This window comes from Pseudomonas sp. KH_027, from assembly GCF_057838565.1.
In genome coordinates, this window is record NZ_CM174470.1 from 3,638,124 (window position 1) to 3,653,917 (window position 15,794).

Below are 15,794 nucleotides of genomic sequence, written 5' to 3' on the forward strand. Positions count from 1 at the left end.
TCAGAAGCTCCCCTGCACGGACAGGTAGGCGCCGTCCTGGTTATCCAGGGTGGCGATTTCACCGAGCCGGGCGTAGGCCAGCACCACGGCCAGGCGCTTGTTCGGGAAGTACCCGAGAAACAGGTCGGCCCAGTCGCTCTCACCGGCGAAGGACAGGTTATCCGGCTTCTCGCGGTACTCCACGCCCAACGCCCAGCGCGGGTTGAACAGCAGCGCCAGCGAGCCTTCTTTGAGCACACTGCGCTCATCCCGACGGTCACCGCCGAAGCCGAGCAGGCCCAGTTCGTTGGCACGGCTGTAGCGCAGGCCGCCGTTGAGCAGCAGGTTGTAGCCGAAGGCGCCACCGAGGATCAACCGGCTGGCGTTGATGTAGCCCTCGATGTCTTCGTCGCGCTGGGCGCCGACCAGGCCGGGGATCAGGAAGTCTTTCTGGCGCTTGTGCTGGATACCCAGCGACACCTGCGGCAAGCGGTCGTAGATCAGGTCGCCGAACAACCGCACCTTGAGGCCGAAAACATCCTGACTGAGGCTGTTTTCCGGCAGGGCCAAGTCGCGCGCCAGGGTGCCGAGATCGAAGCGTTGACGGGCGAAAGACAACTCGATGCGGTTGTCGTAGGCCACGGCGGCGCCGGCCACATCCAGGCGGTAGTCGCCGGTCTCCACCCGGGTGGCGAACACATCCCCGCCCCACTCGCCCCGCTCGCCATAGCCCGCCAATACCGCCCAGGGCGTGATGCCGCCACCGGCGGCGCCATCGATACTGCTGGCGCCGCCGGTGGCGAGCAGACGGCCGTTATCGGCGCTGGCAAGGCCAGGCAGCAACAAGGCGAACAACAAGGCAGAACAGGCTTTACTCATCGGTCAATGCACCATGGCCAGATTGGTGTGCAACGGTTGCCCGATCCATGCCTCGAATGCCGCCGCGCTCAGCGGCCGGCTGATCAGATAACCCTGCGCGGTATCGCACTGCCAGCGCTCCAGCAGGCGCAGGCTGCGCTCGAACTCGACGCCTTCGGCCACTACTTTGAGACCGAGGCTGTGACTCATATCGATGGTCGAGCGGACGATTACCGCATCCTCGCTGGTGTCGTCCAGGTCACGGACGAATGACTGGTCGATCTTCAGTTCCTGCACCGGCATGCGCTTGAGCTGCGCGAGGGAGGAATAACCGGTGCCGAAATCGTCCACCGACAGGCTGATACCGCACTCGCGCAGGCTGTGCAGCACCTTGAGCGCCTGCTCCGGGTTCTGCATCACCGCGCTTTCGGTGATCTCGAAAATCAATTGCTCGGCCGGCACCGCGTATCGGGTCAACAACAACCCGACGCGGCCCGCCAACTCCAGGCTGTGCAAGTCCTCGGCGGAAATGTTCAACGACATCTGCACCCGCAGGCCACGGATGTTCCATTCATGCAACTGGCGCAACACTTCTTCTATCAGCCAGGCGGTGAGCGTCTGGATGCTACCGGTGCGCTCGGCCAGCGGGATGAACTCGGCCGGCGAAACCATGCCGTACTGCGGGTGCTGCCAGCGCAGCAAGGCCTCGGCCTGGCGCACGCGGCCCGCGCGGATATCCAGCTTGGGTTGATAGTGCAGCAGCAGTTCGCCGTTGACCGCCGCCCGACGCAGGTCGCGGATCAGGTTGATCTGCCGCTGGTGATCGGCCTCGCGGCCCTGCTGGTAAACCTGCAGGCGCCCCGGCAAGTGGGCCGCGTCCTGCATGGCGAGATGGGCGCGGCGCAGCAAGTCGTCCGCGGTCGTGCCGTCGGCCGGAAAGGCGGCGATGCCGATCCGGCAGTCCAGCGCGATGTCCTGGGTGCCGATCCGCAACGGCTTGATCAGCAATTGCTGGAGTTTGTCCGCCGCGGCCACCGCACTGTCGCGGTCGCTGCCATCGAGCATCAGCAGAAACTCATCGGCCAGCAGCCGGGCCAGGCTGTCGCCGGGCCGCAGGCTGGCCTGCAGGCGATGGCCGAGCTGCTGCAGAGCCAGGTCGCCGCCACCCGTGCCGCAGGTTTCATTTACCGCGCGGAAGTTGCCGATCCCCAGGTACAAGAGCGCTACCGGGCGTTCAGCGGTGATCGAGCTGCCCAGGCGTTCCAACGCCAGGGTGCGGTTCGGCAGCCCGGTGAGGCCATCATGCAGGGCGTTGTGCGCCAGCTGCCGTTCGCGCTCGGCGATCCCGCCCTGCATCTGCTGAAAGGTCTTGGCCAGCAGCCCCAGCTCATCGCTGCGCTGCAGCTCGATCGGTGTCCGGTAATCGCCCTGGCCCACCCGCTCGGCGACCCGGGCCAGTTCGCGCACCGGTTGCGACACGCTGCGCGCCAGCAGCAATGCGCCGACCAGGGAGGCCAGCAACGCGCACAGGGCGATCAGCAGGATGCGCTGGTCGAGCGGCTTGAACGCCTTCAGCGCCTGGTCCAATGAACTGTGCAGGTAGGCCAGCACTTGGTAGTCCGACCCACTGGCCAGTACCAGTTGCTCGTTCAAATAGCGTTGGCCGGCGAAGTCGAGCGCCTTCAACACATTCCTGCGCTCGGCGGCCAGGCTTTCGGCCATCAATTCCGAACCTTCAGCGGCATTCAGGGTGCTGATCAGCCTGCCGGGCCGGGCGTCTTCGAGGGCGACGAAGGAAACTTCGAGGTTGGTCAAGCCGCGCAGCTCATAAGCCAGGGCTTCATCCATGCGAAAGCCCATGACCACCCGTGCGATGGCAATCGGTGCCAGCACCGGTGTTTCCACCAGCAGGTGCGGCTCACGCCCGAGCGAGACGATCATCGTCGACTGCCCCAGGCGCCGCGACTGCGCGAGCTCCTCGCTGTAGCGGAAACGGCTGCCCTCGCGGAACACATTCGGGCTGCCGGACTGGGCGCCGGACGCCGGACTGGCGGCCTCGGCGCTGGTCGCCAGGATAGTGCCGTCGAGGCCGAGCAACAGCACTTCGCTGGCATTGATGCGTGCGCCGTGGTTGGCCAGCACCGAACGGATGGTCGCGGTGTCGCCGCTGGCCACCGCATCCTTGAAGCCGAAATCCGAGGACAGCACCTGCACCGCATCGCGTATCTGCCGGCCGCGCACGTCGAGCAGGCGCTCGAACACCCGCACGCCGGCCTCCAGCTGTTTGCCCGCCTGCATCGTCACCGAATCCGCGGTCGCAGCTTTGACGGCGAAGTACAGCGAGCCGATCACCACCAGCAACAGCAGGATCAGGACGCCGGCAATGCGGGCCTGAAAACTATTACGGAGCTTCACGCGCGGCCTTCTTGAACGCATCGCCAAAAGTGGATGGCGCCGGAGCGCTGGGGGCGGATTCGGCAGGCGCTTGCAGGGCCAACGCGAGACGCGGTTGCAGCCCTTGTGCCGGCACCGTCAGCTCGCCAGCGCTCTGCGGCAGCAGGTCAGGGTTTTGCGGGTGCCAGAGGGTCGCGGCATAGCGCCCGGCCGGCACCTGCATGACGACCTTGCCGGCCTTGTCGGCAACCGCGAACCAGGGATCGTCGGTGACATAGACGTAACCGACCATCCAGTCGTGGATATTGCAGCCGAGCACCACCAACCCAGGTTTGTCGAACACCAAGGGTTCGGACGGCGTGCCCTGGTACAGGCGCAGTTCGAAGCGCTTGGTCGGCGAGAAGGAGTAGACGTGATGGCGGATATTGTCACTGTTCGGGAAGCTGACCTGGGTGCCCGTATGCACCGCCAGCACCGAGGGCAGAAACTGCTGCTTGACCTGGTCCATGATCGCCATGGCAGGCGGTGCATCCACACCCAGCGGGCCCTTGAGGGTCAGCACGGCATCGCTCACCGGCCTGCCCTGGCCATCGACCAGCTCGGCCTGCAAGCTGGCCGCCATGGCATGGCCGAGGCCCAGCAGCCAGCCACCCAGCACACCCAACGCCACACTGTTCAGGGGAGAAACCCGCATGCCGACTACCTTGCAAATCACAGGACACCTGCGTACCGAAGCAAACACCTGACTCCCTGGCAAAGCGAACCCCCTTTTTCCAACCCGCAGATTATCTGGAACAGCAGCGAAGAGCACCTGCTAAAAGCAGGCAGAAAGCCAGCAGGACAAGGCATGACCCGCACCGGTTCAAGCCGGCAGGCACGCTGTAAAGGTAGAAGGTTTTTGCCGCCGCGCAGGCTCGAATTCGAGCCCTCCGGTCACTCGGCGCCGCGCAGGCGCTTGGGCGTCAGGCCCAGGTAGCGGCGCATCGCGGTGGTCAGCGCGCTCTGGCTGGAGAAGCCGCACTCTTCGGCGATGCGAATCAGCGGCAGAGCAGTTTCGCGCAGCAACCGCGCGGCGCGGTCGAGGCGAGTTTTTAGCAGGTATTGGTGCGGAGTGAAGCCGACGCTGTCCTTGAACTGCGCATGGAAGTGGCTGGGGCTCAGGCAGGCCACCTGTGCCAACTCGGCGACGCTGATACGCCGTGCCAGGTGTTCGCCGATATAGGCATCCAGCCGCTCGACATTCAGCGGGCCCACCGCGCGCTGCGCCTGCTCGCCGAACAAACGCAGGTGCAAGGCCCGCAGCAGCACGCCACCGAGGGCACGGGCCAACAGCGGGTCACTGCCATAACGGGCCAGTTCGGCACCGGCATAGGCCAGCAGGTTCTGAAAGTCCGCATCCAGGGACGGGTAGCGTGGCGTGTCGAACAGATGGCCAAGCAGCTCAAGGTCTTCCGGCGAGTTGCCGCGCTCATCCAGGTCGAGGATCAGCATGCGGTTGTCGCCGACCCCGGCGAACTGGTGCTCGGCATCGCCCGGCACCAGGCAGGCGCGCATCCGGCAGACTTCGCCGCCGCGGCCATTGACCTCGAACTCGGCACGCCCCGACAACGACATCACTAATTGATGATGGTCGTGGGCATGTTCGTGGGCTTGGTCGTCCAGGCGGATCAGGCGGGCGTTGAGCATGGCGGCTGCTGGTCAAATTTTGCGCATTTTACGGGAATGCGCCGGCTTTTTGCCAGCAGCCACCGACCAGCGTAACGACACAGTTCGCAACAGCACGGGATTGAATTAGCGCGCCGGCCAACCCATCTACCTTTCATGTATCGATCACAAGGTGCCGCATGAACGATCAGCACAGCACGCCGGATATTCCCCACGACGACGCCCATCACCAGAGCCAGAGCCTCGCCCTGCCCGATCAGCGGCTACCGGAACGGCTCTATGTGATCCCCATCCACAACCGTCCGTTCTTCCCGGCGCAGGTATTGCCGGTGATCGTCAACCAGCAGCCCTGGGCGGAAACCCTGGCGCGCGTGGCCAAGACCGAGCACAAGAGCCTGGCGTTGTTCTATGTCGACAACCCGTCGACCGATGCCCACGACTTCGATCCGGAAAACCTGCCCGAACACGGCACCCTGGTGCGCGTTCACAACGCCTCCGAGGAAGGCGGCAAACTGCAGTTCATCGCCCAGGGCCTGACCCGCGTGCGCATCAGCGGCTGGCTCAGCCGTAAACCGCCCTACCTGGCAGAGGTCGAATACCCCAAGAGCACGAAAGAATCGAGCGACGAGGTGAAGGCCTATGGCATGGCCTTGATCAATGCGATCAAGGAGTTGCTGCCGCTCAACCCACTGTACAGCGAAGAGCTGAAGAACTACCTCAACCGCTTCAGCCCGAACGACCCCTCGCCACTGACCGACTTCGCCGCCGCCCTGACCACCGCGCCCGGCATCGAGCTGCAGGAGGTGCTGGACACCGTACCCATGCTCAAGCGCATGGAAAAAGTACTGCCACTGCTGCGCAAGGAAGTGGAAGTGGCACGCCTGCAAGGTGAGCTGTCGGCCGAGGTCAACCGCACCATCGGCAAGCACCAGCGCGACTTCTTCCTCAAGGAGCAGCTCAAGCTGATCCAGCAGGAGCTGGGCCTGACCAAGGATGACCGCAGCGCCGATATCGAACAGTTCCAGCTACGCCTGGATGGCAAGACCCTGCCCGAGCAGGCGCGCAAACGTATCGACGAGGAGCTGAACAAACTGGCGATCCTCGAAACCGGCTCGCCGGAATACGCCGTCACGCGTAACTACCTCGAATGGGCCACCGTGATTCCCTGGGGTATATACGGCAAGGACAAGCTCGACCTCAAGCACGCGCGCAAAGTGCTCGATGAGCAGCATGCCGGGCTCGACGACATCAAGGAGCGCATCCTCGAATTCCTTGCCGTGGGCGCCTTCAAGGGCGAGATCGCCGGCTCCATCGTGCTGCTGGTCGGCCCGCCCGGTGTCGGCAAGACCAGCATCGGCAAGTCCATCGCCGAAACCCTCGGCCGGCCGTTCTACCGCTTCAGCGTCGGCGGCATGCGCGACGAAGCGGAGATCAAGGGCCACCGCCGCACTTACATCGGCGCCCTACCCGGCAAGCTGGTGCAGGCGCTCAAAGACGTCGAAGTGATGAACCCGGTGATCATGCTCGACGAGATCGACAAGCTCGGCGCCAGCCACCAGGGCGACCCGGCCTCGGCGCTGCTGGAAACGCTGGACCCGGAGCAGAACGCGGAATTTCTCGATCACTACCTGGACCTGCGCCTCGATCTGTCCAAAGTGCTGTTCGTCTGCACTGCCAACACCCTGGACTCGATCCCCGGCGCGCTGCTCGACCGCATGGAAGTGATTCGCCTGTCCGGTTACATCGCCGAGGAAAAACTCGCCATCGCCAAGCGCCACCTGTGGCCCAAGCAACTGGAGAAGGCCGGGGTGCCGAAACAGCGCCTGGCGATCAGCGACAGCGCGCTGAAGGCGTTGATCGAAGGCTATGCCCGCGAAGCCGGGGTGCGGCAACTGGAGAAGCAACTGAGCAAATTGGTGCGCAAGGCGGTGGTCAAGCTGCTGGACGACCCCGACGCCAAGCTGAAGATTGGCCCTAAGGATCTGGAGGACTACCTCGGCATGCCGGTGTTCCGCCGCGAGCAGTTGCTCTCCGGCGTCGGCGTGCTCACCGGCCTGGCATGGACCAGCATGGGCGGCGCCACCTTGCCGATCGAGGCCACGCGCATTCACACCCTGAATCGTGGCTTCAAGCTCACCGGCCAGCTCGGCGAAGTGATGAAGGAGTCGGCGGAAATCGCCCACAGCTACATCAGTTCGCACCTGAAGGAGTACCAGGGCGACCCGACGTTCTTCGACCAGGCCTTCGTCCACCTGCATGTGCCGGAAGGTGCTACGCCGAAGGATGGCCCCAGCGCCGGCGTGACCATGGCCAGCGCACTGCTCTCGCTGGCGCGCAACCAGGCGCCGAAGAAGGGCGTGGCGATGACCGGCGAACTGACCCTCACCGGCCACGTGCTGCCGATTGGCGGGGTACGCGAAAAGGTCATCGCCGCGCGGCGGCAGAAAATCTTCGAGCTGATCCTGCCGGAAGCCAACCGGGGCGACTTCACCGAACTGCCGGACTACCTCAAGGACGGCCTGACCGTGCACTTTGCCAAGCGCTATGCGGATGTGGCCAAGGTGCTGTTCGACTAGGGGCCCGCGCCAGCCGGGCGTCCAGGTTTCGCGACCTGATGGACTCCGGCCTGCGCGGATGACGACGTTCCCTGGCACGCCGGTTCGAGCCGCTGGCGCCGATGTCGTCGCGCGATCCGATGCGATCCAGGCTACGACTGTGCCATGCCTTGAGGTTATGCTGGCGGCTGGTTAGAAATCGACAGGAACTGTTTATGACGGCTGCCCGCCTGCTCTTGCCCCTTGGCCTCAGTCTGCTCGCCGCCTGCGCGCAGCAACCAACCAACGTCACGCTGCAACAGGAGCAGCAGGACGACTGCCCGCTGAAGCTGCACAGCGGCCAACAGTTGATCCTGACCCTGCCCAGCAACCCCACCACCGGTTTCCGCTGGCAAATACGCGACGCCGCACCCGGCGTGCTGCGCAGCCTGGGGCCGGAGGTTTACAGCAACCCGGAAGATGCCGGCCTGGTCGGCAGTGCCGGCCAGTCGACCTGGCGCTTCCTGGCCACCACCCCTGGCGACGGGCATTTGCTGCTGGTCTACCACCGCCCCTGGGAAGTGGAGGTCGCACCGGCCAAGACCTTCGACTGCCAGATCAACGTGAAGTAAATCACCCGCCACACCGACAACCCCGTAGGCGCGGGCCATGCCCGCGATGCGTCCTTGACCGGCTATCGCGGGCATGGCCCGCTCCTACCACAACCTACCCTCCAACCGCCCCCTCATCTTGCACGGCGCGATATGTGCCTACGCCTGACGCATGTCGCCTGTGGTTCTATTCCATGGCCGGGCATAGTTGCCGCTCAAGCAACCATTGAGGATCGAATATGCGTTGGCTGATCGTGGCATTGATCGGGGCACTGGCCTTCGTCTACGGGCGAGCCAGCGACTGGGCGGAACTCTGCCTGCTGGTCAAACCCATCCCAGTGCTCGCCTTGCTACTCTGGCTGCGCGGCGCACCCGCGGGTGGCTATCGCCGCTGGATCATGCTCGGCCTGCTGTGCTCGCTGGCCGGCGACATGCTGCTGGAGTGGCCTGCCGACCTGTTTGTCTTCGGCCTGGGCGCCTTCCTCCTGGGCCACCTGGCCTACCTGCTCGCGTACCTGGACGACAGCCGTCGGCTGGCCCCCAAGGCCCTGCTGCTCGCCGCGGCGGTCGGTGCCAGCATGTTCGCCACGCTGGCCAGCAACGGCCTCGGCCCGTTGCTGATTCCGGTGGCGCTGTATGCGCTGGCCATCAGCGCGATGCTCTGGCGCGCCCTCGCCCGGATCGGCGCGCCAGGCGTCAGCCGCACGTCGGCCTGGCTCGCAGCCGGCGGCGCGGCGCTGTTCGTGCTGTCCGACAGCCTGATCGGCATCAACCGTTTCGTCGCCCCCTTTGCCGCCGCGCCCTACGCCATCATCCTCAGTTATTGGTTGGGCCAGTGGGGTATCACGGCCTCGGCGCTGCATCGCTCGCCACGTTGAACACTGTCCCGAAAACACACCGGCAGCCACGCGTTAAATCGTCTATAGGAGATAGGGAGGGAACTGAAATCAAGGAGACATCATGAGCGGCTGTCGGTGTACTGTGGTTGCGGTTATCTCGGCAGCATTGCTGACTGGCTGCGGTAGCCTGCTACCGAGCGAGCATGCGGAGATCATTTCGCCCTTCGGTGATTACCTGGATACCGAAATCCGCTTCTCCCAAGCCGTGCCAGGTAAAACCACACGCCCTGAGCTGTTTTCCCTGGGGTTCGATCCGCTCGCCCAGGGCAATGGACGCATGCTGTCGTTCATCGACGTGCGCCTGATGTTCGTCCAACCCAATATCCCCATTTCCTATCTGCCGGACGGCATCGTGCAATGCCTGGATGCCAAGGACCGCTGCATCGGCTATGCCTTCGAGTTCTCCAAGACCGATACCCAACGGGTCGGCAACTTCTGGGCCGACGTGTTCAACTTCAGCAAGAAGCGCGCGGTGCAGGGCTGGGCCTTTCGCGCGGTATTCGTGCTGGTGGACGATACCCTGGTGCACAAAGTCAGCAGCGGCGAGCCGAACATCCGCCGAATTGAATCGAAAAAGAACCCGCTGGGGCCGATCCAGGGGGCCGGAGAGTTTTTTTCCGACCAGTTGAAGTAGGCACCTAAGGGTATGGCTGCGGCCTGGTCTTGGCTAAAATGCCGACCTCTTCGTCATCGCCTTCGGAACCACCGTGAGCAAAGAACCCGACCGCCTGTTCGCCCAACCCCTGCCCCACGTTCAGGACTTCGCCTTCAACGAGGCCGTGGTGCGGGTGTTTCCGGACATGATCAAGCGCTCCGTACCGGGCTACCCGACCATCGTCGAGAACATTGGCGTGCTCGCCGCGCAATTCGCCCAGCCCCACAGCGTGCTGTATGACCTCGGCAGTTCGTTGGGCGCGGTCACCCAGGCGCTGCGTCGGCATGTAAAGAGCGAGGATTGCCGGGTCATCGCGGTCGACAACTCGAGCGCCATGGTCGAACGCTGCAGCGAATACCTGCACGCCCAGGACTCGATGTTTCAGGAATTGCTGCCGGTCGAGGTGATCGAAGCCGATATTCTCGGCCTGAACTTCCTGCCGACCTCGCTGGTGGCGCTGAACTTCACCCTGCAATTCATCCAGCCCGAGCAACGCCTGGCCCTGCTCGGCCGGATCCGCCAGGCCCTGCTGCCTGGCGGCGCGCTGATCCTCTCGGAGAAACTGCGATTCAACGATGACGAGGAACAGGCACTGCTCACAGACCTGCATATCGCCTTCAAGCGTGCCAATGGCTACAGCGAGCTGGAAATAGCGCAGAAACGCAGCGCGCTGGAAAAAGTGATGCTCCCCGACAGCCTCGAAGAACACCGCGAGCGCCTGTTGGCCGCGGGTTTCAGCAAAGTGGTGCCGTGGTTCCAGTGCCTGAACTTCGCCTCACTGATCGCCTTACCATGATTCGCCGCCTCGACCTCGACGCCCTGCAGCAGCAACTGGCGGGCACTGCGCTGCAAGACTGGGCGGCAGGCCTGCCCGGTCAAATCGACGCCAAGCTGGCGATCGGCCACGGCGACTTGCAGCGCTGGTACGGCGCCGTCGAAGCGCTGCCGGCGCTGAATGTCGAACACACTGAACTGCGCCAACGCTTTACCTTCGACGGGCCGTGCGAGGAGCCGACCCGCGCCACGCTGAAAACGGCGCTGCAAGGTCTTGCTCCCTGGCGCAAAGGACCGTTCGAGCTGTTCGGCGTGCATATCGACACCGAATGGCATTCCGACTGGAAGTGGCAGCGCGTCGCGCCCTACCTCGACCTCAAGCACAAGCGCGTACTGGATGTCGGCTGCGGCAACGGCTACTACATGTGGCGCATGCTCGGTGCCGGCGCCGACAGCGTGGTCGGTATCGACCCCAACTGGCTGTTCCTCTGCCAATTCCTGGCGATGAAGAACTACCTGCCCGACCTGCCCGCCTGGCACTTGCCACTGGCCTTTGAAGAACTGCCGGCCAAGCTGCAAGGCTTCGACACCGTGTTTTCCATGGGCGTGCTCTACCACCGCCGCTCGCCCATCGACCACCTGCTGGACTTGAAGGATTGCCTGGTCAAGGACGGCGAACTGGTGATGGAGACCCTGGTGGTGGAAGGCGATGCGCAACAGGTGCTGGTACCGGAAGACCGTTACGCGCAGATGCGCAACGTCTGGTTCCTGCCCTCGGTGCCTGCGCTGGAACTGTGGCTGCGACGGGCCGGCTTCGTCGATGTGCGCTGCGTGGATGTCAGCACGACCTCGGTCGAGGAACAGCGCTCGACCGAATGGATGCGCTTCCAATCGTTGCCGGAGTTTCTCGACCCCGCCGACCACAGTCGCACCATCGAAGGCCTGCCCGCACCGAGCCGCGCCGTCCTGATCGCCCGCAAACCCTGACAAGAATGGATCGATTGTAGGAGCGGCCCATGGCCGCGAAAAGCCTCTCGCGGCCATGGGCCGCTCCTACAGGCTAAGCTCAGCCGCGTGCGGCGGCTGCGACTATCAGCTGCTTCATCTCCACCACCGCCTGTTTGAAGCCGACGAACAGGGCGTGCGCTACCAGGGCGTGGCCGATATTCAGCTCGTTGATGCCGGCGATGGCAGCCACCGGCTCGACGTTGTGGTAGTGCAGGCCGTGGCCGGCGTTGACGATCAGCCCGTGGGCCAGCGCGCAGGCCACGCCGTCGCGGATCCGCGCCAACTCGCGGGCAGCCTCGGCCGGGGTATGGGCATCGGCATAGCGTCCGGTATGGATCTCGATCGCTGGCGCGCCGACCCGCTTGGCTGCTTCGATCTGCCGCTCATCGGCATCGATGAACAACGACACCTCACTGCCGACACTGCTCAGGCGCTGCACGGCGGCGCGGATACGCTCCTGCTGCCCGAGCACATCCAGGCCGCCCTCGGTGGTCAGTTCGGCTCGGCTTTCCGGCACCAGGCACACGTGCTCGGCACGCAGGCTCTCGGCGAAGGCGAGCATCTCGTCGGTCACCCCCATCTCGAAGTTCATCCGCGTCTGCAGGGCGTCCTTCATGATGCGCACGTCGCGGTCCTGAATATGCCGACGATCTTCCCGCAGGTGCAGGGTGATGCCGTCGGCGCCCGCCTCTTCGGCATCCAGGGCGGCCTTCAACGGATCGGGATAACGGGTGCCGCGCGCTTGGCGCAGGGTGGCGACGTGGTCGATGTTCACACCCAGCAGAATACGATTGGCATCAGTCACGGGTCGGCTCCTTGAGCGTCATGAAAAGTTCGCGGCTGACCAGCGGTCGGCCGCCCAAATGGGGGGCAAGGGCCTGGCGCATCAAACGTTTGGCCGCAGCCAGGGCGCCCGAGGCAGTCCAGTCGGCCTCGGCCATGGCCAGCAGCTCGGCGCCCTGGAACAGGCCAGGCTGCAACTGCGCCACGGGCTCCAGGCCGGCATCCGGCAACAAACGGTAGAGGCCGTTCGGCACAATCGGCTGACCGCCCAAGTCCTCAGCCAGGGCAAAACCATAACCCAGCTCGCTCAGCAGGCGCCATTCGAATGCGCGCAACAACGGCTCCAGGGCCCGGCCCTCAGCCAGCGCCTCGAGGGTTGCCGCGTAGTGATCGAACAACAGCGGATGCGGGTCTTCTGCCGGCAACAGGCGGATCAGCAGTTCGTTCAGGTAGAGACCACTGAACAGCGCATCGCCATGCAGCCAGCGGGGGATGCCGGCACTTTCCAGGCGGCCAACATTTTTCAGCTCGCCGCGGCCGCGGAACTCGACCTCCACCGGCACGAAAGGCCGCGCCAAGGTCCCCGCCTTGCCTCGCGCGCCGCGCAACACGGCACGCAGGCGCCCTTGCGGGGTGAGGAAATCCACCAGCGCGCTGCTTTCGCGGTAGGCCCGACTGTGCAGGATGAAAGCCGGCTGCGCGCTGTTAGGCATGGGTTAAATGTCGGAGTAGCCCAGCGAACGCAGGGCGCGCTCGTCGTCGGACCAACCACCTTTGACCTTGACCCAGAGGTTGAGCATCACCTTGGAGTCGAACAGTACTTCCATGTCCTTGCGCGCGTCCATGCCGATGCGTTTGATCCGCTCGCCCTTGTCGCCGATGATGATTTTTTTCTGCCCATCGCGCTCGACCAGAATCAGCGCATGGATGTGCAGGGTTTTGCCCTGCTGCTTGAACTCTTCGATTTCCACCGTGATCTGGTACGGCAGCTCGGCACCGAGTTGGCGCATGATCTTCTCGCGCACCAGTTCGGCGGCGAGGAAGCGGCTGCTGCGATCGGTGATCTGGTCTTCCGGGAAGAAGTGTTCGTTCTCCGGCAAATGCCCGGCGATCAGGCCTTCCAGGGCTTCCAGGTTGTGCCCGTGCTGCGCCGAGATCGGCACGATTTCCGCTTTTGGCAGTTGCAGTTGCAACCACTCCAGGTGCGGCATCAGTTCAGCCTTGTCTTCGATCCGGTCGGTCTTGTTGATCGCCAGAATCACCGGCCCCTGGACATACTGCACGCGCTCGAGAACCATCTGGTCCTCTTCGGTCCAGCGGGTGCGGTCGACCACGAAGATCACCACGTCGACGTCTTTCAATGCCGACGAAGCGGTCTTGTTCATGTAACGGTTAAGGGCCTTTTCGCCGCCTTTGTGCATGCCGGGGGTGTCGACGTAGATCGCCTGCACGGCGCCTTCGGTCTTGATCCCGAGCATGTTGTGACGGGTGGTCTGCGGCTTGCGCGAAGTGATCGCCAGCTTTTGCCCGAGAATATGATTGAGCAGCGTGGATTTGCCCACGTTGGGGCGGCCGACGATGGCGACATAGCCACAGCGTGTTGCAGTTGAATCAGTCATGGCCGTTCTCCACGCCGAGGGCAATCAGTGCTGCCGCGGCCGCCACTTGTTCAGCGATACGACGGCTTGCACCCTGCCCTACGGTCTTGTCATTCAATAAGGTGATCTGGCACTCGACGACAAAAATCCGGCAGTGCGGCTCGCCCTGGATATCCACCACTTCATAGCGCGGCAGTTCACAGCCACGCGACTGCAGGAACTCCTGCAGGCGGGTTTTCGGATCCTTGTTGGTATCGACCAACGTCAGGCCATCCAGTTCAGAGGTTAGCCAAGCCAGGACCCGCTGGCGCGCGGCGTCCATGCCGGCATCCAGGTAAATGGCGCCGATCAGGGCTTCCAGCGCATCGGCCAGAATCGATTCACGGCGAAAACCACCGCTCTTGAGCTCGCCGGAGCCCAGACGCAGGTACTCGCCCAGGTCGAAACCGCGAGCCAGTACGGCCAGGGTCTCACCTTTCACCAGGCGCGCGCGTAAACGCGACAACTGGCCTTCGCGTGCCAGCGGAAAACGCTCGAACAGCGCCTCGCCGGCAACGAAGTTGAGAATGGCATCGCCGAGAAACTCCAGGCGCTCGTTGTTGCGTCCGGCGAAGCTGCGGTGGGTGAGCGCCAGGATCATCAGATCCTGGTCTTGGAAGGTATAGCCGAGCTGACGCTCGAGACGGCTTAGCGGTACGCTCACGGCATACGCACGCGGAATTCTTTGTCGAAACGCGCCACCAGGTCGAGGTTCTCGATCAGGGCTTCACGCTTTTCGTACTTCAGGTGGGCACGAAATTCGTTGTTCTCGATTTTCACCACCAGCGCTTTCTCCAGGTCCAGGTCGCGGATGCTGTTGACCTGCATGCCCTTGCTCACGTGCGCATAGAACTCACCGACGCTGCGGATCTGTGCGGCCCTATCGGTTTCTACCGAAGTAATCAGTTTTTCCATGGACATGTAATCCATGTAGTGCGGAATCATCTTGAACGCCGTGCTGGCAAAGAATGCCACCACCGCCAAAACCATCAGCCAACCTAGAACCGACAAACCTTTCTGCGAACGCGCAAATGTCATGATCGACCTCAATGTCAGGGTTATTGGAACGTCTATGCCACAGGAGCAAGACTATATATAGCGCGTGGCGCCGTATTGAACAGCGCCTCACATAATCGAAAAGTCAGCGGATCAGGCCAACTCGGGAGAAGTTCGGCAGGTGTTGCAGCTTCGGGTCGGACCAACTCAGCCAGACCGCGAAGGCTTTGCCGACGATATTCTTGTCCGGCACCATGCCCAGCAAGTCCTTGGGGATCTTCGGATCGTTCCAGTAACGGCTGTCGTTGGAGTTGTCGCGATTGTCGCCCATCATGAAATAGTGCCCTTGCGGCACCGTCCACTCACGGCCCGGCTCGGCGCGGTAGCGGTTCATCTCCTTGCGGATCAGATGCTCGGCGGCGCCCAGGCTCTCCTGGTAAAGCACCGCACTGCCCAGCGAACCGGGCTCTTCGCCGACCAGTTTCTCAGCGATCGACTCGCCATTGATGAACAGGCGCTTGTCGCTGCTGTAGCGAATTTTATCGCCCGGCAAACCGATCACTCGCTTGATGTAGTTGATGTTCGGCTCGCTCGGGTAGCGGAACACCATCACATCGCCGCGCTGCGGGTCACCGACTTCGATCACCTTGGTGTCCAGTACCGGCAGGCGGATGCCATAGGCGAACTTGTTGACCAGGATGAAATCGCCCACTTCCAGTGTCGGCTTCATCGAACCGGACGGGATCTGGAACGGCTCGATCAGGAAGGAACGCAGCACCAGCACGATGGCCAGCACCGGGAAGAACGACTTGCCGTATTCCACCAGCAGCGGCTCACGGTTCAGCTGTTCGAGCACGACCTGATCGGGTTCGCCGACCTGACCTTCATAGGCGGTGATCGCGGCGCGTCGACGCGGCGCCAACAGCACCAGATCGAACAAGGCCAAAACGCCGCAAACAGCTACGGCGATGACTAACAACAGCGGAAAATTGATCGACATA

16 protein-coding genes are annotated in these 15,794 nt (G+C 63.5%); 6 read left to right on the forward strand and 10 right to left on the reverse strand.

Features of this window, described 5'->3' with window-relative positions; translation table 11 throughout:
* From AC3IYG_RS17080 to AC3IYG_RS17095, 4 genes are all read right to left on the reverse strand, one after another.
* Complete coding sequence (locus tag AC3IYG_RS17080) at positions 1–858, reverse strand: DUF3034 family protein (protein ID WP_489310400.1); 858 nt, start codon at positions 856–858, stop codon at positions 1–3.
* Positions 859–861: 3 nt separating this feature from the next.
* Positions 862–3,252: a putative bifunctional diguanylate cyclase/phosphodiesterase gene (locus tag AC3IYG_RS17085; RefSeq protein WP_489310402.1), complete on the reverse strand. Its 2,391-nt coding sequence runs from the start codon at positions 3,250–3,252 to the stop codon at positions 862–864.
* On the reverse strand, positions 3,239–3,925 hold the full coding sequence (locus AC3IYG_RS17090; protein ID WP_489310404.1) for a methylamine utilization protein: 687 nt from the start codon (positions 3,923–3,925) through the stop codon (positions 3,239–3,241). Before AC3IYG_RS17090 ends, AC3IYG_RS17085 begins: the two co-directional genes overlap by 14 nt.
* Positions 3,926–4,164: 239 nt before the next feature.
* Complete coding sequence (locus AC3IYG_RS17095; RefSeq protein WP_489310406.1) at positions 4,165–4,917, reverse strand: helix-turn-helix domain-containing protein; 753 nt, start codon at positions 4,915–4,917, stop codon at positions 4,165–4,167.
* Positions 4,918–5,075: 158 nt separating this feature from the next.
* Here AC3IYG_RS17095 and lon point away from each other — a divergent pair, with 158 nt between their 5' ends.
* The 6 genes from lon to cmoB all read left to right on the forward strand — a co-directional run bounded on the left by lon (position 5,076) and on the right by cmoB (position 11,356).
* Positions 5,076–7,472 carry an endopeptidase La gene (gene lon, locus AC3IYG_RS17100; protein WP_489310408.1) on the forward strand — a complete coding sequence of 799 codons (2,397 nt, stop codon included), beginning with the start codon at positions 5,076–5,078 and terminating at the stop codon, positions 7,470–7,472.
* Positions 7,473–7,666: 194 nt separating this feature from the next.
* The gene (locus tag AC3IYG_RS17105) at positions 7,667–8,062 is read left to right on the forward strand and encodes a protease inhibitor I42 family protein (RefSeq protein WP_489310410.1); all 396 of its coding nucleotides are present in this window, start codon (positions 7,667–7,669) and stop codon (positions 8,060–8,062) included.
* A 218-nt stretch (positions 8,063–8,280) separates the two neighbouring features.
* A complete protein-coding gene (locus AC3IYG_RS17110; protein WP_489310412.1) occupies positions 8,281–8,919 on the forward strand; it encodes a lysoplasmalogenase in 639 nt (212 codons plus the stop codon).
* An 82-nt stretch (positions 8,920–9,001) separates the two neighbouring features.
* Positions 9,002–9,574 (forward strand): hypothetical protein, encoded by a 573-nt coding sequence (locus AC3IYG_RS17115; protein WP_489310414.1) that lies wholly within the window; start codon positions 9,002–9,004, stop codon positions 9,572–9,574.
* A gap of 73 nt (positions 9,575–9,647) precedes the next feature.
* The gene (gene cmoA / locus AC3IYG_RS17120; protein ID WP_489310416.1) at positions 9,648–10,391 is read left to right on the forward strand and encodes a carboxy-S-adenosyl-L-methionine synthase CmoA; all 744 of its coding nucleotides are present in this window, start codon (positions 9,648–9,650) and stop codon (positions 10,389–10,391) included.
* Positions 10,388–11,356 (forward strand): tRNA 5-methoxyuridine(34)/uridine 5-oxyacetic acid(34) synthase CmoB, encoded by a 969-nt coding sequence (gene cmoB / locus AC3IYG_RS17125; RefSeq protein WP_489310418.1) that lies wholly within the window; start codon positions 10,388–10,390, stop codon positions 11,354–11,356. The genes cmoA and cmoB overlap by 4 nt, the downstream gene beginning before the upstream one ends.
* A gap of 79 nt (positions 11,357–11,435) precedes the next feature.
* Here the strand turns inward: cmoB and pdxJ are convergent, their stop codons facing one another.
* The 6 genes from pdxJ to lepB all read right to left on the reverse strand — a co-directional run bounded on the left by pdxJ (position 11,436) and on the right by lepB (position 15,793).
* A complete protein-coding gene (pdxJ, locus tag AC3IYG_RS17130) occupies positions 11,436–12,182 on the reverse strand; it encodes a pyridoxine 5'-phosphate synthase (protein WP_489310420.1) in 747 nt (248 codons plus the stop codon).
* Positions 12,175–12,873 carry a DNA repair protein RecO gene (gene recO / locus AC3IYG_RS17135; protein WP_489310422.1) on the reverse strand — a complete coding sequence of 233 codons (699 nt, stop codon included), beginning with the start codon at positions 12,871–12,873 and terminating at the stop codon, positions 12,175–12,177. Before recO ends, pdxJ begins: the two co-directional genes overlap by 8 nt.
* A gap of 3 nt (positions 12,874–12,876) precedes the next feature.
* Positions 12,877–13,779, reverse strand: coding sequence for a GTPase Era (era, locus tag AC3IYG_RS17140; RefSeq protein ID WP_489310424.1), 903 nt, complete (start codon positions 13,777–13,779; stop codon positions 12,877–12,879).
* Complete coding sequence (rnc, locus tag AC3IYG_RS17145; RefSeq protein WP_489310426.1) at positions 13,772–14,461, reverse strand: ribonuclease III; 690 nt, start codon at positions 14,459–14,461, stop codon at positions 13,772–13,774. The genes era and rnc overlap by 8 nt, the downstream gene beginning before the upstream one ends.
* Complete coding sequence (locus AC3IYG_RS17150; RefSeq protein ID WP_489310428.1) at positions 14,458–14,835, reverse strand: DUF4845 domain-containing protein; 378 nt, start codon at positions 14,833–14,835, stop codon at positions 14,458–14,460. The genes rnc and AC3IYG_RS17150 overlap by 4 nt, the downstream gene beginning before the upstream one ends.
* A gap of 103 nt (positions 14,836–14,938) precedes the next feature.
* Positions 14,939–15,793, reverse strand: a complete 855-nt coding sequence (gene lepB, locus AC3IYG_RS17155) for a signal peptidase I (RefSeq protein ID WP_489310430.1) — start codon at positions 15,791–15,793, stop codon at positions 14,939–14,941.
* Position 15,794: the final 1 nt, after the last annotated feature.